This window comes from Actinomyces dentalis DSM 19115, assembly GCF_000429225.1.
Lineage (GTDB): Bacteria > Actinomycetota > Actinomycetes > Actinomycetales > Actinomycetaceae > Actinomyces > Actinomyces dentalis.
This window is the reverse complement of sequence record NZ_AUBL01000031.1, coordinates 1-22,309: the sequence shown is the minus strand read 5'-3', so window position 1 is coordinate 22,309 and position 22,309 is coordinate 1. Positions and strand designations below refer to the sequence as shown.

Below are 22,309 nucleotides of genomic sequence, written 5' to 3'. Positions count from 1 at the left end.
GACCCTTAGCCCCAAGTCCTCTCGAGAACTCCGCCTCGAATGTGATCTTCACCGCATCAGTCGGTCGCCAGGGCCGTCCACCGCTCCAGGGCCAGCGCCGCCGCGCCGCGCGCCCACTCGTCGAACTCGAAGGGGCGCAGCAGGACCGGCACCGGGGAGGCGGCCCAGTGCCGCAGTCCGGCCACCTCCTCCTCGAAGGTCCGCCGGTGGGCCTCGACGACGGCGACGCCCTCCCCGGAGACGACGACGAGCTCGGGGTCGAGGAAGGCGATGAGGGAGCCCACGATCCGTCCCATCGCGAGGGCGGCGCGGCGCAGGACGGCCTCGACCGCCGTGTCGCCGCGCAGGGCGGGGCTCAGGACCTCCTCCAGGCTCGGGGCCTCCGCCAGGTCCAGGCCGGCGGCGACGGCCCGGGTGATGCCGTCCGTGGAGGCCAGGGCGCGGGCGCAGCCGGGGTGCCCGGCCTCGCAGCGCGGCCCCGAGGGGTCGACCGGGAGGTGCCCCACGCCGCCGGCGGCTCCGCGCGCCCCGGAGACGACCTCGCCGTCCACCACCATGCCGCAGCCGATGCCCGCCCCGAGGGTGACCAGGGCGAAGGGGTTCTTGCCCCGGCCCGCGCCGAACCAGGCCTCGGCGTAGGCCAGGGCGCGCACGTCGTTGGCCACCGCGCAGGGCAGGCCGGTGGCGGCGGTGACCATATCGGCCAGGGGGACGTCGCGCCAGCCCAGGAAGGTCCCCACCACCACCGTGCGGCGCCCCAGGACGGCCCCCCCGAGGGAGACGCCGATCGCGTCCGGCCGCCGGCCGCCGCTGTCGGCCAGGCGGGATGTGACCGAGGCGATGAGGGCGGTCGCGGACTCGGCGTCGGCGCGCGTCAGCGGCTGCGAGTCGCGGGCCAGGACGGCGCCCGCGGGGTCGATCAGGACGGCGTGGAGGCGGTCGGCGGTGAGCTTGACGCCGACGACGGCGGCGCTCTCCCCGACCACGGCGAGCAGCCTGGTGGGCCGTCCCGGCCCGGGCTGCCCGGTCGGGGGCAGCTCCCGCACGAGGCCCGCCTCGATGAGGGGGCGCACGGTGCGCGTCGTCGTCGCCGGCGACAGCCCCAGGAGCTCGCCGAGCCCGCCCCGGCTCAGGGGGCCCGCGGAGATCAGGGCGAGCAGCGCCCGGGCGCCCAGGCCCCGTCCCCCACCACTCATGGCGTGCACCCGCTCTCAACCGTCCGGCTCGCGTCCTGTTGCGGTTCGGGGCCGCGGGACGGCGCCCGCGGCGTCCCGCCCGGGCAGCACTGTAGGGCAAAGACTTGCGCAATTCGCCGGCATGAATTATTTTCAACCTACAAGGAAGTGGGCCGCCCGGCCCGTTCCCGGAAGGACGACGATGACCCTCCACCTGCACTGCGCCGACACCTCCCTGGTGCTCGACCTGCCCGACGACCGCTTCCCGGTGGTGCGCCACTGGGGCCCGGACCTGGGCGAGGTCGACGGCGACGACCTGGTCGACGCCGCCCGCGCCGGCGCGACCTCCCTGGGCACCAACACCGCCTGGATCACCAACGACCTGCCGATCCTGCCCCTGGCCCACCTGGGCTGGAGCGCGCGCCCCGCCGTGGCGCTCTCGCGCACCGACGGCACGGCCTTCTCCCCCCACCCCGCCGTCTTCACCCACGAGGAGAGCTCCGAGGACACTCCCGCCGGCACCGCCCACGTGGTCCGCTCCGCCGGTGCCGACCCGGTCCACGATCTCACCCTGGGCACCGAGGTGCGCCTGGAGCCGGCCGGCCTGGTGCGCGTGCGCGCCTGGGTGCGCGACGACCGCCCCGAGGGCGGCGACGGGGCCGGTGGCCGGGGGGCCGACCTGGTCGTCGGCGAGCTCACCCCCGTGCTGCCCGTGCCCGACGGCGCCGACGAGCTGCTCGACACCACCGGCCACCACGTCCTCGAGCGCCGGCTCGTGCGCACCCCCTTCACCCCCGGCGCCCGCCTGCGCGAGTCGTGGGAGGGGCGCCCCGGGCACGACGCCGTCACCTGGCTGGCGGCCGGCCCCGCCGGCTTCGGCTGGCGCAGCGGGCGCGTCCACGGCGTCCACCTGGCCTGGTCGGGCAACACCCGCCACCTGGCCCTGAGCACGGCGTCGGGCCGCAAGCTCCTGGGCGCCGGCGAGCTGCTCCTGCCCGGCGAGGTGGCCCTGGGCCCGGGCCGGACCTACACCTCCCCGTGGGTCGTCTTCTCCTGGGGCCAGGGCCTGGACGCCCTGGCCCACCGCAGCCACGCCTGGCTGCGCTCGCGCCCGGCCCACCCCTCCCGGCCCCGCCCGGTGCTGCTCAACACCTGGGAGGCCGTCTACTTCGACCACGACCTGGACAAGCTCAAGGCCCTGGCCGACGCCGCCGCCCAGGTCGGCATCGAGCGCTACGTGCTCGACGACGGCTGGTTCGGCTCCCGGCGCGACGACACCTCCGGCCTGGGCGACTGGCACGTCTCCCCCGAGGCCTGGCCCGGCGGCCTGGAGCCCCTCGTGGAGCACGTCCACTCCCTGGGCATGGAGTTCGGCCTGTGGTTCGAACCGGAGATGATCAACGCCGACTCCGACCTGGCCCGCGCCCACCCGGAGTGGATCCTGTCCGACGGCGCCGGCGGGGCCCCCGAGCACCGCCACCAGCGGGTGCTGGACCTGGCCGCCCCCGGCGCCCGGGAGTACCTGCTGGACGCCGTCTCCTCCCTCGTGGAGCGCCTGGGCATCGCCTACCTGAAGTGGGACCACAACTCCCCCCTGCTGGCCACCGGCCACGAGGTCGCCGACCCCGTGGCGGGCCGTCCCGGCGCCGCCGCCGTGCACGACCAGACCCTGGCCCTCTACCGCCTCCTGGACGACCTGCGCGAGCGCTTCCCCGACCTGGAGATCGAGTCCTGCGCCGGGGGCGGCGGGCGCATCGACCTGGGCATCATGGAGCGCGCCCAGCGGGTGTGGGCCTCGGACTGCATCGACGCCCACGACCGGCAGGACATCCAGCGCGGCACCACCCTGCTGCTGCCCCCCGAGCTCGTGGGCACCCACGTGGGCTCCGGGCGCGCTCACACCACCCTGCGCGACCTCGACCTCGACTTCCGCGCCGGCACCGCCCTGTGGGGCCACATGGGCGTGGAGTGGGACCTGACCGAGGCTGACGAGTCCGCCCGCGAGCGCCTGGCCTCCATCATCGCCCTGCACAAGGGTCTGCGCGGCCTGCTGCACTCGGGCCTGACGGTCCACGCGGACCTGCCCGACGACGACGCGCTGCGCATCGAGGGCGTCGTCGCCCCCGACGGCTCCGACGCCCTGTTCGAGATCGCCTCCCTGGGCCAGCTCCTGACCTGGCCCGCATCGCCGCGCCCGCTGCCCGGCCTGGACCCCGCGCGCCGCTACCGCGTGCGCCTGGCGGCCCCGGCCTACCCCGGCCTGGGGCTGCGGGCCGGCTGGATGGACGGGGGCGTCACCCTGCCCGGCTCCTACCTGAGCGCCACGGGCCTGGCCCTGCCGGTGCTCCACCCCGACCACCTGGTGCTGGTGCGCGCCACCGCCGTGGACTGACGGCCCGCCGCCCGCCGCCGGGCGGCCCTTCACCCGGCACGTGCAGGACGGGTCCACGTTCTTCACGGTGTTCCCTCGTCCCCGCGCGGCCCCCGCCGAGTCCGGGTCTTGTACGCACCCCCGTCCCTCGGGGAATCGCGCGCCCAGGAGGGCTCCGGCGGCCCGGGCCTGCGCGTCCCCGCCTCCAGGGAGGCCCCGACCCCTGGGGGGTCGATTCGGTGATGTCACCTGGGCTCGCATTGCGCCAGGTGGGCTCGCACGGATCGGGCTGAGGCGGATTCCGTCGCGCTGGACTCGCACGGCGCGAGGTGGGGCGGACCGTGTCGCGCTGAGCTCGCATTACGCAAGCCGGGCCCGGCTCGCACCAGCCCGCGCCGGCCCGAAAGTCGACGGGGTACTGGTCGTGGAAGCGGGGGTGGGCGTGATGACGTAAATCGGGCGCGCGTCGTCAGGGCCGAAGTCTCATCGCCGCACCCGTGCAGGAATATCTCGGACAGCGCCGCCGCCCCGACGTCCACGAGCCTCATCGCCGCACCCGTGCAGGAATATCGCCCCGGCGTCGGTGAACTCGTCCGCGTCGGTCTTGCGGGCGGATGTCGGCGGGCCGGGTGCGCACCGGCCGCGGACGCCGGTGAGGGCATCCCGAGCGGGTCCCGGTCGGGAGCCCGGATCCCGTCGCGCCCCTCGTCCGCACCGCCCCACCGGGTGCGCCGCCCGGGCCGTGAGAGCGTGTCTTGACCCGCGAGATCGCCGGGTAGACGCCGAGATCGTCACTCGACCCGCGAGCACGTCTGCTAGAGGTACGTGCTCGCGGGTTACCCGGCGATCTCGCGAGTCAAGTGACGATCTCGCGGCCCCGGCCGGGGCGGGTCAGGCCGGGGCGGGAACCGGGACCGGGCCCGCGACGACGTACACGGCGCCCGGGCCGACTCCCGGGCTGGCGCAGACCCGGAACTGGCGTGCGTAATTCTAGATCAGCTCAACGAAATCCCGGGGCGGACCCGAGTCCGGCTTGCGTAATGCGAGCTCAGCGCGACACGGTCCGCCCCACCTCGCGCCGTGCGAGTCCAGCGCGACGGAATCCGCCTCAGCCCGATCCGTGCGAGCCCACCTGGCGCAATGCGAGCCCAGGTGACATCACCGAATCGACCCCCCGTGGGCGGAAACGCGGGCGGGGCAGGGCGGCCAGGACGGCGGCGTCGTACTCGTGGCGCCCGGCCACGTCGGGGGCCTTGAGGTCCAGCACCAGGATCGTCATGGCAATGGCGAGGACCGCGTCGGAGAAGGCGGCGGTCCGGTCCGGGCCGGAGGCCGACCGCAGGTCGCGCAGACCGGAGCGGGATTCCATAGCCGCAAGGTCATCCCCGCCCCGGCGCGAGGACGGACGCCGGCGCCGTCGCCCGCCATCCCGCTCGCCCCGGCGGGCGGTCGGCCCCTCGGACGGCCAGCATCCGCACCATATTCCCAGCGCTTCCACATGTAATTCCCAGAGTTTCGCATATGCGAACTTTCTTCTATGCTCGCCGCAGGGGCCTTCCGGACCCGGGCGGCGCCGTCGCCCACGGGGCCCCGCCCGACGATTGGAGCCGCCATGACGTACTCCTCCGCGATCCTCGCGAGGGCCGGTCTGACCAACCCCCATGTCCACGAATTCGTCGCCGAGTGGGCCCGCATCCTCACCCCCGACCGCATCGAGGTCGTCGACGCCGACGCCGACGAGCGCCTGCTCGCCGAGGCCCTGGAGGCCGGGGAGATCGTCGAGGCGGGCCGCGACCGCTACCTGGCCCACTCCCACCCCGGGGACACCGCCCGCTCCGAGGAGCGCACGGTCGTGGCCACCCACGACCCCGCCCACCGGGGCGTGTACAACAACTGGCGCGACGCCGACGAGGTGCGCGCCCAGCAGATCGAGCGCATGAGCGGCGCCATGGCGGGCCGGACCATGTACGTCGTGCCCTACCTCATGGCCCCTCCCGGCTCGCCGCTGGCCCGCTGGGCCGTCGGCGTCCAGCTCTCCGACAACCGCGTCGTCGTCCTGCAGATGCTGCGCATGGCCCGCGTGGGGGCGGGCCACCTCAACGGCCTGGACGACCCCGGCTTCTTCGTGCGCGCCGTCCACGCCACCGGGGACCTCGACGCCATGGGGCAGGGCACCGCCGACGACAGGCGGCTGTTCGCCACCATCGCCGACGAGCGCACGATCCTGCACTTCGGCTCGGCCTACGGCGGCAACGCCCTGCTGGGCAAGATCGCCCACGGCCTGCGCCAGGCCTCCTACGACGGCTGGGCCTCGGGCCGGTTCATGGGCGAGCAGTTCATGCTCATCGGCATCCGCGACCGGGTCACCGGCCGCACCTACCACGTCTGCGGCGGCATGCCCTCGGCCTCGGGCAAGACGAACCTGGCCATGATGCGCCCGCCGGCCGCCCTGGGCGAGCGCTACGAGGTCGAGTTCTACGGCGACGACATCGTGTGGCTGCGCGTGGACGAGGCCGACGGGCGCGTCTACGGCATGAACCCCGAGTACGGGACCTTCGGGGTGGCCAAGGACACCAACTGGGAGTCCAACCCCAACGCCATGAGGGCGGTCGCCGAGGGCACCGGCACCCTGTTCGTCAACGTCGCCCGCCACGAGGAGACCGGGGAGCTGTGGTGGGAGGGCAAGACCCCCGACTACCCGGACGACGTCACCGGCTGGCGCGACTGGCGGGACGAGCTCATCTCCGACCGTCCCGCCGACCATCGGCGCTCGGGGGCCGACGCCGACCTGTGGAGCCAGAAGAACTCGCGCTTCACCGCCCGCCTGTCCGTGGTGCCCAATATCGCCCGGGACTACGAGCGGAGCGAGGGCGTGCCCATCGACGCCATCATCTTCGGCGGGCGCTGCCGCGACCGCGAGCCCCTCATCCGCGCCATCACGGACCTGGCCGAGGGCGTCTACGACGGCCTGACGCTGGGCGCCGAGGCGACCTTCGCCGCGGAGGGCACCGAGGGGCGCCTGCGCTACGACCCCATGTCCATGCGGCCCTTCATGTCCTTCCCCGAGGGCGCCTACGCCCGCCACTGGCTCGACGTGCTGGGCTCCGCCGAGCACCGGCCGATCTTCGCCCACGTCAACTGGTTCCAGCGCGACCCCGACGACGGCCGCTTCCTGTGGCCCGGCTACGGGGAGAACCTGCGGGCCCTGCTGTGGCTCATCGACGTCAAGGAGGGCCGCGCCCAGGGATCGCCCACCCCGGTGGGCCTGGTCCCGCGCGTCGAGGAGCTCGACCTGGACGGCTTCGAGGGCGAGCGCGCCGACCTGGAGCGCCTGCTGACGATCGACGTCGAGCGCTGGCGCCGGGAGATGGCCCTGCGCGAGGAGCACCTCGCCCAGTTCGACGGCCTGCCCGAGGAGATCTGGGCCGCGCACCGGCGCGTGCGCGCCGCCCTGGCCGCCGACGACGACGACGGCGGGGAGGTCTGAGACCCTCCCGGCGCCGTCAGGGCGGCCGGGGCCCTCCCCCGGCCGCCCGCCGCGGCCGCGCCCCTCGGGGCCCCGGCCCTCAGGACTCCTCGGCGATGGCGGCGTCGACGGCGTCGGCGGCCGCCTGGGCCGGGTAGCCCTTGCGGCCCAGCAGCGCCAGGGCGCGGCGGCGGCGGACCGCGGGCTCCAGGCCCCGGGTGGAGGCGAGCTTCCTGCGGGCCAGGGCCAGGGCCGCGGCGGCCTCGGCCTCGTCGTCGACCTGGGCCAGCGCCGCCCCGATCGCCTCCCGACCCACGCCCTTGCGCTCCAGCTCCTCGGCGATGGCGCGCCGGGCGGCGCCCTTCTCGGCGAAGCGGGTGCGCGCCAGCGCGGCGGCGTAGGCGCGATCGTCGACGACGCCGGCGGCCTCGAGGCGGTCGAGGGCCTCCTGGGCGGCGCGCGGGTCGACGCCCCGGCGCTCCAGCGTGCGGGCCAGGACGGCGCGCGGCGCGGCGCAGCGGTCGAGGCGGCGCAGGGCGATGTCCCGGGCCTCCTCGACCCGCCGGGTGTGCTCGTCGGGCGTGAGCCAGGGCATCAGAAGTCGCCGGCGTCCTCGCCGAAGGCGGCGTCGATGTCCAGGGCGCCGGTCTTCTCGCCCTCCTTGCCCTTGCCCTTGCCCGCGTCCTCCGCCGGGCCCGGCTTGGCCGAGCCGCCCTTGGAGGCGGACTTGGCCGGGCCGGACTTGGAGGACCTGGCGGGGGCGGGCTTGGCGGGCGCCTTGGCCTCCGCCTGGGCGGCGGCCTCCAGAGCGGCCTCGGCCTCGGCGGCGGCGGCCTCCTCCCGGGCCCGGCGCCCGGCCTCGCCGATGCCCAGGGCGGCCAGGATCTTGGTCTCGATCTCGTTGGCGAGCTCGGGGTTGTCCTTGAGGAAGGTGCGGGCGTTCTCCTTGCCCTGGCCGAGCTGGTCGGACCCGTAGGTGTACCAGGACCCCGACTTGCGGACGATCCCGTTCTCCACGCCCAGGTCCAGCAGGCCCCCCTCGCGGGAGATGCCCTGGCCGTAGAGGATGTCGAACTCGGCCTGCTTGAAGGGCGGGGCCATCTTGTTCTTGACGACCTTGACCTTGGTGCGGTTGCCCACCGGCTGGTCCCCGTCCTTGAGGGTCTGGGCGCGGCGCACGTCGATGCGCACGCTGGCGTAGAACTTCAGGGCCTTGCCGCCGGTGGTGGTCTCCGGGTTGCCGAAGAAGACGCCGATCTTCTCGCGCAGCTGGTTGATGAAGATGGCGGTGGTGCCCGTCGAGGACAGCGCCCCGGTGATCTTGCGCAGCGCCTGGCTCATGAGGCGGGCCTGGAGGCCGACGTGGGAGTCGCCCATCTCCCCCTCGATCTCCGCCTTGGGGACCAGGGCCGCCACGGAGTCGATGACGATGATGTCCAGGCCGCCGGAGCGGATGAGCATGTCCGCGATCTCCAGGGCCTGCTCGCCGGTGTCCGGCTGGGAGACCAGGAGGTTGTCGGTGTCCACGCCCAGGGCCTTGGCGTAGACGGGGTCGAGGGCGTGCTCGGCGTCGATGAAGGCGGCGTTGCCGCCGGCCCTCTGGGCGCTGGCGACGGCGTGCAGGGCCACGGTGGTCTTGCCGGAGGACTCCGGCCCGAAGATCTCGACGATGCGCCCGCGCGGCAGGCCCCCGATGCCCAGGGCGATGTCCAGGGCGACCGACCCGGTGGGGATGACGGCCACGGGCGGGCGGATGTCATCGCCCAGGCGCATGACCGAGCCCTTGCCGAAGGCCTTGTCGATCTGGGTCAGGGCGGTGGCCAGGGCCTTGGAGCGGTCCTGGGTCTGGGTGGCTGCAGACATTGGTCTACCTCCGGTCTCGGGCGGCTCGTCGCCGCGGCGGCTGGGCTGGTCCTGGTTGGCGGGGTCCCCTCTCCGGGGCCCGCCGACGACGGTATGCCGGACCACTGACATGTTTCACCGGCGGCGGCCGAGCCCTGTGGAGGGTCGGGCCGGCGGGGTCGTCTGGGGACGACGATAGTCGTACACCTGTTCGATGGGCAAGCGGGCGCGACGGCGTGTCGCCATCGCGCCCGCGGGCGCTCCCAGCGCCGCCGGCGCCGTCGGGGCCCCGGCGCCCCCTCCCGGCGCCGTCGGCATTCTCATCGCCCTCAGCGCCCTCAGCGCCGCGGGGACCGCCGGCGCGGATCGGCGCGGTAGGCCCAGCGGTCGGCCTCGGTGGCGTTCATCTCATCGCACAGGGCGTCCCACACCCGGCGGGGAGCCTCCCCGCGGGCCAGCGCCTCGGCGCAGGTGGCCCCCAGGCCGGGCAGGACGAGGTCCTGGGCGAGGGAGCGGCCGTGGGCCGATCCGTAGACGGTCTCGACGGCGCGCCAGAACTCGGAGTGCTTCACCGATCCACTGTCCCACGCGCGCCCCCGCCCCCGGAACCGCATGAGGCGGCTCCGGGGGCGGGGCGGGGCGAGAGGGCCTTTCAGCGCATGGCGCCCTGCTGCTGACGGATGAGCTCATCTGGAACCGTGTCCGGGATGGTCACGCCCTCGGCCAGGGCGATGCGATCGGACACCTCGCGCAGCACCACCGACAGCGGCGCGTTGAGGGCCTGGCAGATGGAGGCGAGGAGCTCGGAGGAGGCCTCCTTCTGCCCGCGCTCGACCTCGGAGAGGTAGCCCAGGGAGACGCGGGCCTGCGAGGACACCTCGCGCAGGGTGCGCCCCTGGTGCTGGCGGACGGAGCGCAGGACCTCGCCGATCTCGCGGCGCAGGAGGACGTTCTCGTGCTTCGTGGTGTCCACAGCTGAACCGTACGTTGCCGCGGAGGACTTGCGCGCCGGCATCCTGCTGGCCGAACGCGCAGGACGGGTGGTGCGGGGGTGAGTCGCGTTGTTCATCGTGTGGCACAACCAATCGCTGCTGAGTTTCATTCCCGCCCCACGGGGTTTCCTGGGGACGGGCCCCCGCGGTGACGTTGGGGTGATCCTGGCCCGCGATTCTGAGAGAAACCTTGGAATCGATTCGTGAGCGCGCTGTGATCCCGCTCGTGGGCGGCGGCCCTCAGCGGTCCGCGGAGGCGTCGAGCAGGCCGACGGCCAGCGCCAGCACCGCCGTCGTCGCCCCCTCGCGCACGACGGAGCGGTCCCCCTCCAGGCTCAGGCGGCGGCGCACCGTCCCCCAGGGCGAGGCGACGGCCACGTGCACGGTCCCGGCCGGGTGCCCGTCGGCGGGCCCGGGGCCGGCCACCCCGGTCGTGGCCAGGCCGAGGTCGGCGCCCATGAGGCGGGCCACGCCCCGCGCCATCTGCTCGGCGACCTCCCCGTCGACCGGGCCGGTGCGCGCGAGCCGTTCGGCGTCCACGCCGAGCAGCTCGGCCTTGATGCGGGTGGCGTAGGCGACCACCCCGCCGACGACGACCGCCGAGGCCCCGGGCACGCCCACCAGCGCCGAGACGACCCCTCCCCCGGTCAGGGACTCGGCGACGGCGATGGTCAGGCCCCGCTCCTGCGCCGCGCTCAGCAGGCAGCGGGCCGCCTCGACCAGGGTCGAGGACTCCGGCGCGGCCCCGCTCACGGACGCCCCCCGGGGTCGGCGCGCGACAGGCGCAGGGCCTTGAGGACGTAGTCCGCGCCCGTGACGAGCGTGACGACGAGGGCCGAGCCGACCAGGGCGTAGGCGGCCAGGTCGAGCGCCGTCGCCGGGGCGGGGGGGACGAACGCGGCCCAGGGCACGAGCAGCCCGAAGATCCCGGTGACCTGGAGGGCGGTCTTGAGCTTGCCCCCCCTCGAGGCGGCCATGACGGCCCGGCGCAGCATGACGAAGCGCATGAGGGTGATGCCCAGCTCGCGCACGATGATGAGCACGGTGACCCACCACCACAGGCGCCCGGCCACCGACAGCAGGACGAAGGCGGACAGGGTCAGGGCCTTGTCGGCGATGGGGTCGGCGATCTTGCCGAAGCTGGTGACGAGGTTGCGCGAGCGGGCGAGCTGGCCGTCGAGCCGGTCGGTGGCCGCGGCGAGCGCGAAGACGAGCGCGGCGGCCAGGCGCACGGCGTCGCCGGACCGGAGCATGAGCCAGATGAAGACGGGGACGAGCACCAGGCGCACCACGGTGAGGGCGTTGGCGATATTGAGCAGTGGGGCCTCATGGCGCCCCGCGACCGCGGCCGGGGGGCCGGGCGACGTCGTCCTACTATTCATCGCCCCCAGCCTAGATGATCTCCCACCGCCCGAGCGGACACCGACCCGCCCGGCCCGCCCGCCGGGGGACGGGCGGCGGAACCCTGGCGGCGGACGTGATCATGCCCCTAACCTGGGGGCGTGCCAACGTCGACATCCCCCGCCGCCCGCAACGCCTCCGCCGCCCGCTCCCCGAGGAGACCGGTGCTCCTCGTCGCCCTCCTCGTGATATGCCTCGCCCTGGCCGTCACGGCTTTCCTGCTGCTCGATCGCGGCGCCGCGACCGGCGCGGCCCCCTCCGCGAGCCCCGACGCGGCGGGCGCCGCCACCGGCGCCGCCCCGTCGCCGACGCCCTCCGCCGCGCCGGCCGAGGCCCGCTTCACCATCGGCTACGCCGGCGACGTCCTGACCCACATGCCCGTCATGGACGACACCGCCGGCGGCGGCGGCGACATCGAGCCGCTCATCGCCGCCGCCCGGCCCTGGTCCGAGGGCGTCGACCTGGCCCTGTGCGGCATGGAGGTGCCCGTGGCCCCCGACGGCGTGCCCTCGGGATACCCGGTGTTCGGCTCCACCACCGCCGTGGTCGACGCCCTGTCCCGCTCCGGCTGGGACGGCTGCGCCACCGCCTCCAACCACTCCTGGGACCAGGGCTTCGACGGGGTCGTCGCCACGGCGGACGCGCTGCGGGCCGACTCCATGGGCTACTCGGGCACCAACCGGACCCAGGCCGAGGCGGCCGCCCCCTACCAGCTCTACGAGCTGACCCGGGGCGGCATGACCGTCACGGTCGCCCAGCTGTCGACCACCTACGGCCTCAACGGATTCAGCGCCGACCCCGACTGGGCCGTCAACCTCAACGACGTCGCCTGGGTCGAGGCCCAGGCCCGCGCCGCGCGCGAGGCGGGCGCCGACGTCGTCGTCCTGCACACCCAGCTCGGCGAGGAGTACTCCACCGAGCCGGTGCCCGAGCAGACCGAGTTCGCCCGGGCGGTCGCGCAGACCGGCCAGGTCGACGTCCTCTTCGGCGCCCACCCGCACGTGCCCGAGACCAACGAGCTGCTGCCCGGCGGGCCGGGCGGACGGGGCATGTGGGTGTCCTACTCGGCCGGCAATTTCATCTCCAACCAGTCCGAGGAGCTGGGCACCGTCCTGGTGAGCGTCGGCCTGTTCGTGTGGGTCGACGTCGTCGTGACGCAGGACGCGGACGGGACCCGCAGCGCGGGCGTCGAGGCCCTGCACTGGCACCCCTTCACGGTGGACCTCGGCGGCGGCCACCGGCTGGTCGACCTCGCCGCGGCGCAGCAGGGGCGGGCGCCCGAGGGCGCGACCCTGTCCGCCGAGGAGATCGACCGCCGCTGGCGGGCCGTGACCGACGTCGTCAACGCCCAGACCCTCGCCGACGACCCGCCCGCGCCGAGCGGGGACGCCCCCGTCGCCCGGCCCCGGGGCTGACCTCGCGCCCCGCCTCAGGGAGGCGACGGATCCGAGCGGCGGGTTGCGGCAGGGGCCGCGCCTCCCGCCCAAGGGGGCGCCGGAGTCCGGCCCCGCGTCCCGCCGTTGCCCGGGCCGCCGGCCCGGGCTCACCAGGAGGCGCCGCGGCCGGTCAGGCTCCAGGCGTCCTCGTCGGGGTCCCCGTCGTCGGACGGCCCCCGCCAGGATCCCGGGTCGTAGTCCCCGGCGGCCAGCTCGGGCGTGACCGCGCTGGAGGGCGAGACCGCGGTGGCGGCGGTGACGGGCTCGGCCACCGCGGCGGGGGTGGCCACGGCGGGCGCCCCGTCGTCGCCGGGGGCCGCGCCCCCGCCCTTGATCCAGGCCAGCGTCTCCTCAAGCTGCTCGGGGGCGACCAGGACGTCGCGGGCCTTGGAGCCCTCGGAGGGGCCCACGACCTGGCGGGTCTCGAGCAGGTCCATGAGCCGGCCCGCCTTGGCGAAGCCGACCCGCAGCTTGCGCTGGAGCATGGAGGTCGAGCCGAACTGGCTGGAGATGATGAGCTCGGCGGCCTGCAGGAGCAGGTCCATGTCGTCGCCGATCTCCTCGTCGATCTGCTTCTTGACCTCGGGGACGACCACGTCCTCGCGGTACTCGGGGGTCAGCTGGGCCTTGACGTGGTCGACCACGGCGCGGATCTCGGACTCGGTGACCCACGAGCCCTGGATGCGCACCGGGGTGGAGGCGCCCGGCCCCAGGTAGAGGGCGTCGCCCTGGCCGGTGAGGGTCTCGGCGCCGTTCTGGTCGAGGATGACGCGCGAGTCCAGCTGGGAGGCGGTGGCGAAGGCCAGGCGGGAGGGCACGTTGGACTTGATCAGGCCCGTGACCACCTGCGCCACGGGGCGCTGGGTGGCCAGCACCAGGTGGATGCCGGCGGCGCGGGCCAGCTGGGTGATGCGCTGGATGGAGGCCTCCACGTCCTTGGGGGCCGTCATCATGAGGTCGGCCAGCTCGTCGACGACGACGAGCAGGTAGGGGTAGGGGCTGAGGACCCGCTGGGAGCCGGGCAGCGGCCGGACCTCGCCGGCGCGCACCGCCTTGTTGAAGTCGTCGATGTGCTTGAAGCCGAAGGAGGCCAGGTCGTCGTAGCGGGCGTCCATCTCGCGCACCACCCACTCCAGGGCCTCGGCGGCCTTCTTCGGCGAAGTGATGATGGGGGTGATGAGGTGGGGGATGCCCTCGTAGACGGTCAGCTCCACGCGCTTGGGATCCACCAGCACCATGCGCACCTCCTGCGGCGTGGCCCGCATCATGATGGAGGTGATCATGGAGTTGACGAAGGAGGACTTGCCCGAGCCGGTCTGCCCGGCCACGAGCAGGTGCGGGGTCTTGGCGAGGTTGGTCACCACGTAGTCGCCCTCGACGTTCTTGCCCAGGCCCACCACCAGCGGGTGGGTCTGCTTCTTGGCGGCCCCCGAGCGCAGGACGTCGCCGAGCTTGACCATCTCGCGGTCGGAGTTGGGGATCTCCACGCCGATGGCGCTCTTGCCCGGGATGGGGGTCAGCAGCCGGATCTCGTCGCTGCCCACCGCGTAGGCGATGTTCTTGGCCTGGCCGGTCACGCGCGAGACGTTGACGCCCCGGCCCAGGTGGACCTCGTAGCGGGTGACCTGGGGGCCGCGGGTGTAGCCGGTGACGGTGGCGTCGACGTTGAACTCGGCGAAGACGTCCTGGAGCCTGACGACGATGGCGTCGTTGGCCTCGGTGCGGGTGGCGTGCCCGGGGCCGGGCTGGAGGAGGTCGTCGCCGGGCAGGACGTAGGAGGTGCCGTCGGGCAGCTCCACGGGCCCCGCGGTCAGCCCGGCGGCGCCCGGCTCGGCGGGCGAGGGGGCCGCCTCCCCGCGATCTCCGGCCGGCTCCGCCGGGGGGGCGGGCGCGGCGCGGCGGGCCGCGCCCGGGGGCCGCTCGTCGGGCGGGGCGGCGCCGTCGGCGGCGGGCTCGGGCAGGACGAAGGTGGGCCGCGAGTCCTCGGCGTGCTCGTCGAACGGGGCGGCGCCGTCGGCGGCCGCGTCGAAGCGGCGTGTGGGGGCGACGGGCGAGGTGGAGCGCTTGCGCCGCCCGTTGCCGCGCGGGCGGGGCTTGCGGTCGGTCTCCAGGGAGGAGCGGAAGGGCTCGTCGCCGTCGTAGGAGTCCAGGGCGCCGCCCGCCCCCTCCTTCGGCGACCGGGCGCCGCGCAGGCGGTCGAGCAGGCGCAGGGCGAGGGAGTCGGCCTCCCCGTCCCCGTCGGCGTCGGCGTCCCCGTCCCGCCCGGAGGCGAGGCGCTCGCGCACGTCGGCCACGGTCAGCCCGGACAGGACCAGGAGGGAGAAGACGATGAGGAGGATGAACAGGATGACGGCGCCCACGGAGGAGAACAGGACCGCCAGGGGGTAGCCGACGATCCAGCCGAGCAGCCCCCCGGCGCCCTCGATGGCGTCGACGCCCCTGCCCGGGGAGGGGTTGCCCGCCGCGACCTGGATGATTCCGGTCACGCCCGCCAGGACGCCCAGGGCGCCCACCGCTATGCGCACGTGCACCCCGGCGAAGCGGTGCACGCGCAGCATGGCCACGCCCAGGGCGCCCAGCAGCAGCGGGACGACCAGGCCCAGGACGCCGACGGGGCCGGCCGCTATGTGGTGGAGCAGCCCCCCGGCCACGCCGGACACGCCGAACCACTCGCGCAGCCCCGTGACCACGGCGAGGGCGAGGATGAGGAAGGCCCAGCCGGTGCGCCGGTAGCGGCTCTGGGGGGAGGCGTCCTGGGACTCGGGCGCGGGCGACCCGCCGGCGCGCGAGCGCCGGCCGTTGCCGCGGGGCGAGTCGGAGGGGGTGGTGCGAGAGGCCATGATGGATCCGACGCTAGCCTTCGCCCGCCCCGCAGGGGAAATGCCACGCCGCCTCCCGCCGGCGCGCCCCGGGCCGCGGCGCGCTCACGGCCCGGCGACCAGGGCGTCGATCTCGTCGCGGCGCGGCGCCCGGGCCGGTCCGAGCCGCGAGACGGCCTCGGCGGCGGCGGCGTTGGCGCGCCGGGCCGCGGCGACGACGTCGAGCCCGTCCATGAGGCCGGCCACGAGCACCCCGGTGTGGGTGTCCCCGGCCCCCGTGGTGTCGACGACGTCGCGGGCGAAGCCGGGGACCTCGATGTGCTCGCCCTCCACGGTCCACAGCTCGCAGCCGTGGACCCCGGTGCGCCGCACGATCAGGGCCCGGGGCGCAGCGCGGCGCAGCGCCCCCGGGCTGCCCAGGCGCTCGATGAGCCGGGTCATCTCCAGGTGGTTGCCGGTCAGCAGGGTGCTGCGCGCCAGCACCGCCCGCAGCAGGTCGTCGCCCATCTCGGCCTGGACGGGTCCCAGGTCGACGATGAGCCCCACGTCCTGGGGCAGGCGCAGCAGCCACGCGCTCAGGACGGCCGAGGAGCTGGGGTGGACCAGGTCGTAGCCGGTGGCGTAGACCCAGTCGCCCCCGACGAGCTCGAGGTGCTCGAGGTCCTCGATCTGGGGCTCGGCCTCCACGCCCTCGGTGGTGATGAAGGAGCGGCGCCCGGAGGGCTCGATGAGGGTGGTGCAGGTGCCGATGTCCCCCACGAGCTCCTCGACGACGAGTTCGACGCCGTCGAGCATCATGGCCTGGCGCACCTGGGAGGAGTTGGGGCCGGTGCCCAGCGTGGCCGCCAGGGCCGCCGGCAGCCCCTGGCGGGCGACGGCGGACACGACGGTGTAGCCGCCGCCGACGGCGGGGCCGGAGGAGACGGCGGTGACGGCTCCCCCCGAGACGGGGACGTGGTCGACGTGCAGGGGCAGGTCGATGAGGACCGAGCCGGTGGAGATGAAGCAGGCGGGGCGGCGGCGCATGGCGGTCGTCGGCGTCGGGCCGCTCATGCCTCGATGACGACGGGCACGATCATGGGCCGGCGCCGCAGCCGCCGGCCCACGAAGCGCCCGAGCGCGCGGCGCATGACCTGCTGGAGGGAGTGGGCGTCGGCGTGGCCCTTGTCCAGGGCGGCCTGGAGGACGTCGGTGACCTCCGGGAGGACCTCGTCGAAGACGGAGTCGTCCTCGGCCACCCCGCGGGCCTGGATGTCCGGGCCGGCCAGGATGGTGCCGGTCTTGGTCTCGACGACGGCGTAAACGGACACGAAGCCCTCCTCCGCCAGGATGCGCCGGTCCTTGAGCTCGGTCTCGTCGATCTCGCCGACGGAGGAGCCGTCGACGTAGACGTAGCCGCAGGGGACCTGCCCGGAGATGCGCGCGCGCCCGCGCAGCAGGTCCACGGTCACGCCGTCCTCGCACAGGACCACGTTCTCCGGCGCCACCCCGGTCTTGACCGCCAGGGCCCCGTTGGCCACCAGGTGGCGGATCTCGCCGTGGATGGGCATGACGTTGCGCGGGGAGACGATGTTGTACACGTGCAGCAGCTCCTCGCTCGAGGCGTGCCCGGACACGTGCACCCGGGCGTTGCCCTGGTGGACCACGCGGGCGCCCAGCCGCATGAGCTGGTTGATGACCCGGTAGACGGAGTTCTCGTTGCCGGGGATGAGCGAGGAGGCGAAGATGACCGTGTCCCCGGGCTCGACGGTGATGGTGCGGTGCTCCCCGTGGGCCATGCGGGACAGGGCCGCCATGGGCTCGCCCTGGGATCCGGTGACCATGAGGACGCGCTCGTGCGGGGGCAGGGCGGTGATGTCGCGGGCGTCGACCAGGACGCCGTCGGGGACCTTCAGGTGGCCCTTCTGCGCGGCGATGCCCATGTTGCGCACCATGGAGCGCCCCACCAGGGCCACGCGCCGCCCGTGATCGGCGGCGGCGTCGAGCACCTGCTGGACGCGGTGGACGTGGCTGGCGAAGGAGGCGACGATGATCTGCTGGTCGGACTCGGCGAAGACGCCGTCGAGCACGGCGCCGATCTGGTACTCGTGGCCGATCATGCCGGGGACCTCGGCGTTGGTGGAGTCGACGCAGAACAGGTCGACGCCCTCGTCGGCGAAGCGGGCGAAGGACCGCAGGTCCGTGATGCGCCCGTCGATGGGCAGGGAGTCCATCTTGAAATCGCCGGTGGCCAGGACGCTGCCGGCCGCGGTGCGCACGAAGACGGCCATGGCGTCGGGGATGGAGTGGTTGACGGCCACGAACTCCAGGTCGAAGGGGCCGTAGGTCACGCGCTCGTGCTCGTGGACGACGTCGAGCACCGGGCGGATGCGGTGCTCCCTGAGCTTGGCGTCGACGAAGGCGAGGGTGAGGTCGGAGCCCACCAGGGGGATGTTCTCGCGCAGGCGCAGCAGGTAGGGGACCCCGCCGATGTGGTCCTCGTGCCCGTGGGTGAGGACCAGGGCGACGACGTCGTCCATGCGGTCCTCGATGGAGGAGAAGTCGGGGAGGATGAGGTCGACGCCGGGCTGGTCCTCCTCGGGGAACAGAACGCCGCAGTCGATGATGAGGAGCTTGCCGTCCACCTCGTAGACGGTCATATTGCGCCCGACCTCGCCCAGTCCCCCGAGCGGGGTGATGCGCATCGCACCGTCGGGGATGGGGCCGGGTGGCTGGAGTGCGGGGAAGTTCTTCACGCGCGCAGTGTATAGGCACAAAGGAGCGTAAACCGGTCGCGCGGGCGACCGGGCCGTGAGTACCCCGTACCGGATTTGAACCGGTGCTGCCGCCGTGAGAGGGCGGTGTCCTGGGCCGCTAGACGAACGGGGCGGCGGGCGCGTGCACCCGGGCCGCGCCACGCGGGCGCGGCCGGTACCCCGTACCGGATTTGAACCGGTGCTGCCGCCGTGAGAGGGCGGTGTCCTGGGCCGCTAGACGAACGGGGCCTCGTGATTCACTTGTGGCGGGCGGGTAATCCCGGACCGGATAACACCGGCCCGAATATCCCTTCGCCCTACCGCTGGGGTACCAGGACTCGAACCTAGAATGGATGAACCAGAATCACCTGTGTTGCCAATTACACCATACCCCACTGGTCGGCGCGTCACCGGGCGCAACCGTCCGGAGCAGCGGAAGGTAATCTACACGGCGGCGCCCCCGCCCCACAAATCCCGGACGCGTGAGTGCGGACACAAGTACCCGTGCCGGAGGGGCGCGGCACCCCGTAGACTGCCCCCAGCCGCCCGATGACGGGCGACCCGCTCCCGACCCCGGAGGCCGTCATGCACAGATTCCTCCCGCGCCGCGCCGTGCGCGCCCTCGCCGCCGGCCTGTGCCTCGCCGTCTGCCTCGCCCTGGGCGCGTGCATCATCGATCGCGGCTCCACCCAGTCCGAGGGCTCCGACGACTCGGAGCAGACCTGGTCCTCCGCCCCGTCGCCGTCCGCGCCCCGCGGCCCCATCGTGAGCCGGCGCACCGACCAGCCGTCGCCCGGGGCGACGTCGGCGGCGCCCTCCGCCGCCCCGACCACGAGCGCCCCCACCGCCGCCCCGACCCCCTGGACCGCGCCGAGCCTGAAGTTCTACAACGAGAACTGGGACTACTGGTACCAGGACGACTCGGTGACCAACCAGAGCGCCATCACCTCCCGGGGCAATCTCGAGGGCTACCGCACCTACTCCGGCCAGTGCATCGGCTTCATCGTCCGCGACATCAGCGAGACGACCCACCTGTCCTCCCGCTCGGACGACGAGAAGAGCTCGAGCCTGGCGGGGGCCGGCGATGTGAACGTGAGCTCCTTCACCGAAACCTCCCGCGAGAAGGTCTCCCTGGTCCGCGACGACGGCGGCACGATGGAGGGCTACAACATCACCTACACCGGGACCTACACCTGGGCCGACGGCGCCACCGCCGTGACCGGCTACCGCTTCGCGCGCGCCGTGGGCGCCGCCGGGCTCAACTTCGCCGCCCTGCTCATGTGCGTCGACGGCGATCAGATGAGTCCGGACCAGTGGCACGAGGTCCTCTCCGGCATCCGCATCGAGGGGCTGAGCGCCGGCGCCATGGGGCAGTGAGCCCTCCTCACCGGAGACGGCGGCGGTGGCCCGGAGGCCGGGGATCGGCGCGGCGGTGCCGGCGGGTTCGGGCCCGGTCGTCCGCGGCCCCGTCCGCGTCTGGCTTTCGGGCCGCTGCGCGTGGCCGTCACCGGCCGGAGAGTCTCCCCGGCCCCGGCCCCGCCCGCGCCTTCCTCCCGCCCCCCGCCCCTGGGGGAGTCGATTCGGTGATGTCACCTGGGCTCGCATCGTGCCAGACGGGCTCGCAAGAATCGAGCACAGGCGGATTCCGTCGCGCTGAGCTCGCACGGCGCGAGGCGGGGTGGACCATGTCGCGCTGAGCTCGCATTGCGCAAGCCCACCCCGGCCCGGGACCCGGAATCCCGTCGAACGGACCTGGAATTACGCAAACCGGCTCCGACCGCCCCGGGCTCGGACCCCGCTGACCGACCCCGCACCGGCCCGGGACCGGCGGGCACCCCGGGCCGTGGAGACGGAGTTTGGCCGTGATGACGTGAATCGGGCGCGCGTTGTCAGGGACGGAGTCTCGTCGACGCGCCCGTGCGGGTCCTCGTCCCGACGTCGGTGCGCTCTTCACCGTTCGCGTCGGTTTTGCGGGCGGGGATCGGCAGACCGGGTGCGCCCCGGCCCGCGGGCGCCGGCCGGGTCCGCGAGATCGTCGGGCGGGCGCCGAGATCGTAGCCCTGGTAGACGATCTCGCGGGTCAAGACACGTTTTCGAGGGTCGTCCGAAGATCTCGTGGACCCGGCCGGGACGGGCGGGACCGGGGCGCCAGTGGTCGATGGCGGCGATGCGGGTGGTGGAACCCGGCCGGGACGGGACGGGGCGGGGTCGGGGCCCGTGACGATCCCGGGGCGGCGCCGGCGAGGACGACGACGGACCCACGGCCCGGGGTGCCCGCCGGTCCCGGGCCGGTGCGGGGTCGGTCAGCGGGGTCCGAGCCCGGGGCGGTCGGAGCCGGTTTGCGTAATTCCAGGTCCGTTCGACGGGATTCCGGGTCCCGGGCCGGGGTGGGCTTGCGCAATGCGAGCTCAGCGCGACATGGTCCACCCCGCCTCGCGCCGTGCGAGCTCAGCGCGACGGAATCCGCCTGTGCTCGATTCTTGCGAGCCCGTCTGGCACGATGCGAGCCCAGGTGACATCACCGAATCGACTCCCCCAGGGGCGGGGGGCGGGAGGAAGGCGCGGGCGGGGCCGGGGCCGGGGTCGCGGGACTGGTCCGGGGCGGCGCCGACGACTCTCCCCGGGGGGGGTGCCCCTATGTGGTGTGTCAAGCGGCTGCGGGTGGTTTCGTGGCTGGTTGCGGGTCATGGCGTGCAGGGTGGGGATGCGGCGGTGGGCCAGGGCGAGCAGGGCCTGGCCCAAGGCGCTTGCCCTGGTCCCGTTTGCGCTGGTAGTAGGTACGGGAGACGGGATCTGTCAGGGAGGCGAAGGCGGACAGGAACATGGCGTGTTCGAGTCTCTTGTTGCCGGTGCGGCAGACGCGCTCGCCGCGGATCGATGAGCCTGAGCGGCGTGTGACCGGGGCCGGGCCGGATGTGGGAGGCCGGCTGGGCGCCGGTGCCTGGAGGTCTTGCCCAGGGTCTCGGCCAGGAAGACGGCTGCGGCCGGGACCCCGACACCCGGCACGGGTGGTCAGGACCTCGCGCATGAGGGTGGGCCCGCACCAGGGTCTCGACCCGGGCGGCGACGTCGGCCCGCTGGGAGTGCAGGGCGATGAGCTGGCGGGCCAGGTGGGGCAGCACCGTGCCGGCGGCCTCGGTGCCGGTGACGGTGACGGTCTGCCGGCCCGGGGCCGATACGATCTTGCCGGCCCAGGCGGCGTGGCGCCGGGCGCCGTGCTTCTTGAGCTTGGCGTCGATGCGGGCCCTGCCGGCCTTCCTCAACGCGGTGGGGGTGGGCCATGCGGCGATGACCTCCAGGACGGCGTCGTGCTTCAGCCGAGGTCCCAGGATGTTCTCCAGGGCGGGGTGGATCTGGGTGTACAGGCCCCGGATCCGGTTGGCGGTCTGGTTGACCTGTCTGGCCGGGTCCAGGTCGAAACCGGTCAGCATGCTCAGCGCCGCGGCGTCCTCGTCCGAGGTGCTGATGGCTCTCAGGGTGTGGGGCATGGTGCGGGCGGCGCCGGCGATCACGGCCGCGTCCTTCGCGTCGGTCTTGGCGCTGCCCGGTGTCAGGTCGGCGATGCGGCGCATCGGTCAGCCCGGGCAGGTAGCCCACGGTGATGCCCATGTCCCGGGCCACCGCCACGGCCAGGGCCCCGATGGTGGCGGGCTGGTCCACCACCACCAGAAGGTGACCGTGGGCGGCCAGTTTCTCGTACAGGGCGCGCAGACGCGCCTCGTCGCCTGGCAGGGCCTTGTCGAAGACCTTCTTGCCGCCCTTGGTCAGGGCCGTGGCCCAGTGGTGAGTCTTGCCGACGTCGATGCCGACGAAGACCTCGATGTCCTCGATATCCATCTTTCTGCCGCCTCCCGCTTAAGTGGGTGAGGACCAGCCGGTGGACGATCGGTCCCGCACCCACGTTACGGAAGACCTCACACGCAGTGGGTCGTTCCCCTTATCAGCGGTCACCGGCGCCCGGCCGCCGCGGGTGACAACACCCCCCGGATCATCTACGTACAGGGGCAAGACATCATGCCCGCAGCGGCTGGCCCAGCCCCGGACCACCCGGGACCACCAACAAGGTAACGGG

At 74.1% G+C, this 22,309-nt stretch carries 15 protein-coding genes, 3 tRNA genes and 1 pseudogene; 4 read left to right on the top strand and 15 right to left on the bottom strand.

Going from position 1 to position 22,309, the window contains the following annotated elements; all coding sequences use genetic code 11:
* Positions 1-56: 56 nt before the first annotated feature.
* Positions 57-1,196: an ROK family protein gene (locus tag G446_RS0108150; protein WP_026409788.1), complete on the bottom strand. Its 1,140-nt coding sequence runs from the start codon at positions 1,194-1,196 to the stop codon at positions 57-59.
* Between the two features lie 181 nt (positions 1,197-1,377).
* Here G446_RS0108150 and G446_RS0108145 point away from each other — a divergent pair, with 181 nt between their 5' ends.
* Entirely contained in the window at positions 1,378-3,567 is a 2,190-nt protein-coding gene (locus G446_RS0108145) for an alpha-galactosidase (RefSeq protein WP_026409787.1), read from the top strand.
* A gap of 1,087 nt (positions 3,568-4,654) precedes the next feature.
* Here G446_RS0108145 and G446_RS0108140 read toward each other — a convergent pair.
* Entirely contained in the window at positions 4,655-4,915 is a 261-nt protein-coding gene (locus G446_RS0108140) for a TMEM175 family protein (RefSeq protein WP_026409786.1), read from the bottom strand.
* Positions 4,916-5,158: 243 nt separating this feature from the next.
* On the opposite strand from G446_RS0108140, the gene G446_RS0108135 reads away from it, so the two are divergent.
* On the top strand, positions 5,159-7,033 hold the full coding sequence (locus tag G446_RS0108135) for a phosphoenolpyruvate carboxykinase (GTP) (RefSeq protein WP_026409785.1): 1,875 nt from the start codon (positions 5,159-5,161) through the stop codon (positions 7,031-7,033).
* Between the two features lie 79 nt (positions 7,034-7,112).
* On the opposite strand, the gene G446_RS0108130 is transcribed toward G446_RS0108135, so the two are convergent.
* The 6 genes from G446_RS0108130 to pgsA all read right to left on the bottom strand — a co-directional run bounded on the left by G446_RS0108130 (position 7,113) and on the right by pgsA (position 11,228).
* Positions 7,113-7,607, bottom strand: coding sequence for a regulatory protein RecX (locus G446_RS0108130; protein WP_026409784.1), 495 nt, complete (start codon positions 7,605-7,607; stop codon positions 7,113-7,115).
* A complete protein-coding gene (gene recA, locus G446_RS0108125; protein ID WP_026409783.1) occupies positions 7,607-8,875 on the bottom strand; it encodes a recombinase RecA in 1,269 nt (422 codons plus the stop codon). Before recA ends, G446_RS0108130 begins: the two co-directional genes overlap by 1 nt.
* A 317-nt stretch (positions 8,876-9,192) precedes the next feature.
* On the bottom strand, positions 9,193-9,426 hold the full coding sequence (locus tag G446_RS0108120) for a DUF3046 domain-containing protein (RefSeq protein ID WP_026409782.1): 234 nt from the start codon (positions 9,424-9,426) through the stop codon (positions 9,193-9,195).
* Between the two features lie 80 nt (positions 9,427-9,506).
* Entirely contained in the window at positions 9,507-9,923 is a 417-nt protein-coding gene (locus tag G446_RS0108115) for a helix-turn-helix domain-containing protein (protein ID WP_026409781.1), read from the bottom strand.
* Positions 9,924-10,086: 163 nt separating this feature from the next.
* On the bottom strand, positions 10,087-10,599 hold the full coding sequence (locus G446_RS0108110; RefSeq protein WP_026409780.1) for a CinA family protein: 513 nt from the start codon (positions 10,597-10,599) through the stop codon (positions 10,087-10,089).
* Complete coding sequence (pgsA, locus tag G446_RS16760; protein WP_034469763.1) at positions 10,596-11,228, bottom strand: CDP-diacylglycerol--glycerol-3-phosphate 3-phosphatidyltransferase; 633 nt, start codon at positions 11,226-11,228, stop codon at positions 10,596-10,598. The genes G446_RS0108110 and pgsA overlap by 4 nt, the downstream gene beginning before the upstream one ends.
* Positions 11,229-11,348: 120 nt before the next feature.
* Here pgsA and G446_RS0108100 point away from each other — a divergent pair, with 120 nt between their 5' ends.
* Positions 11,349-12,662 (top strand): CapA family protein, encoded by a 1,314-nt coding sequence (locus tag G446_RS0108100; RefSeq protein WP_026409779.1) that lies wholly within the window; start codon positions 11,349-11,351, stop codon positions 12,660-12,662.
* A 128-nt stretch (positions 12,663-12,790) separates the two neighbouring features.
* Here G446_RS0108100 and G446_RS0108095 read toward each other — a convergent pair whose 3' ends face one another.
* The 6 genes from G446_RS0108095 to G446_RS0108070 all read right to left on the bottom strand — a co-directional run bounded on the left by G446_RS0108095 (position 12,791) and on the right by G446_RS0108070 (position 18,632).
* Entirely contained in the window at positions 12,791-15,523 is a 2,733-nt protein-coding gene (locus G446_RS0108095; RefSeq protein ID WP_026409778.1) for an FtsK/SpoIIIE family DNA translocase, read from the bottom strand.
* An 84-nt stretch (positions 15,524-15,607) separates the two neighbouring features.
* Positions 15,608-16,555, bottom strand: a complete 948-nt coding sequence (locus G446_RS0108090; RefSeq protein ID WP_245574638.1) for a PfkB family carbohydrate kinase — start codon at positions 16,553-16,555, stop codon at positions 15,608-15,610.
* Complete coding sequence (locus G446_RS0108085; protein ID WP_034469759.1) at positions 16,552-18,186, bottom strand: ribonuclease J; 1,635 nt, start codon at positions 18,184-18,186, stop codon at positions 16,552-16,554. The genes G446_RS0108090 and G446_RS0108085 overlap by 4 nt, the downstream gene beginning before the upstream one ends.
* A gap of 111 nt (positions 18,187-18,297) precedes the next feature.
* Positions 18,298-18,370, bottom strand: a tRNA-Glu gene (locus G446_RS0108080).
* A gap of 43 nt (positions 18,371-18,413) precedes the next feature.
* Positions 18,414-18,486 (bottom strand) — tRNA-Glu (locus tag G446_RS0108075).
* Between the two features lie 74 nt (positions 18,487-18,560).
* Positions 18,561-18,632: transfer RNA gene (locus G446_RS0108070), tRNA-Gln, on the bottom strand.
* 190 nt (positions 18,633-18,822) lie between these two features.
* Here G446_RS0108070 and G446_RS19930 point away from each other — a divergent pair.
* Positions 18,823-19,614: a hypothetical protein gene (locus G446_RS19930; protein ID WP_026409775.1), complete on the top strand. Its 792-nt coding sequence runs from the start codon at positions 18,823-18,825 to the stop codon at positions 19,612-19,614.
* A gap of 1,299 nt (positions 19,615-20,913) precedes the next feature.
* On the opposite strand, the pseudogene G446_RS19275 reads toward G446_RS19930, so the two are convergent.
* Positions 20,914-22,074 (bottom strand): annotated as a pseudogene (locus G446_RS19275) (IS110 family RNA-guided transposase); the annotation flags it as partial.
* Positions 22,075-22,309: the final 235 nt, after the last annotated feature.

Coding starts and splice junctions, on each gene's coding strand:
- recA (WP_026409783.1), bottom strand. CDS start 8,875: ATGTCTGCAGCCACCCAGACCCAGGACCGCTCCAAGGCCCTGGCCACC.
- G446_RS0108145 (WP_026409787.1), top strand. CDS start 1,378: ATGACCCTCCACCTGCACTGCGCCGACACCTCCCTGGTGCTCGACCTG.
- G446_RS0108090 (WP_245574638.1), bottom strand. CDS start 16,555: ATGAGCGGCCCGACGCCGACGACCGCCATGCGCCGCCGCCCCGCCTGC.
- G446_RS0108130 (WP_026409784.1), bottom strand. CDS start 7,607: ATGCCCTGGCTCACGCCCGACGAGCACACCCGGCGGGTCGAGGAGGCC.
- G446_RS0108150 (WP_026409788.1), bottom strand. CDS start 1,196: ATGAGTGGTGGGGGACGGGGCCTGGGCGCCCGGGCGCTGCTCGCCCTG.
- pgsA (WP_034469763.1), bottom strand. CDS start 11,228: ATGAATAGTAGGACGACGTCGCCCGGCCCCCCGGCCGCGGTCGCGGGG.
- G446_RS0108135 (WP_026409785.1), top strand. CDS start 5,159: ATGACGTACTCCTCCGCGATCCTCGCGAGGGCCGGTCTGACCAACCCC.
- G446_RS0108085 (WP_034469759.1), bottom strand. CDS start 18,186: ATGCGCATCACCCCGCTCGGGGGACTGGGCGAGGTCGGGCGCAATATG.
- G446_RS0108095 (WP_026409778.1), bottom strand. CDS start 15,523: ATGGCCTCTCGCACCACCCCCTCCGACTCGCCCCGCGGCAACGGCCGG.
- G446_RS0108115 (WP_026409781.1), bottom strand. CDS start 9,923: ATGAACAACGCGACTCACCCCCGCACCACCCGTCCTGCGCGTTCGGCC.
- G446_RS19930 (WP_026409775.1), top strand. CDS start 18,823: ATGCACAGATTCCTCCCGCGCCGCGCCGTGCGCGCCCTCGCCGCCGGC.
- G446_RS0108140 (WP_026409786.1), bottom strand. CDS start 4,915: ATGGAATCCCGCTCCGGTCTGCGCGACCTGCGGTCGGCCTCCGGCCCG.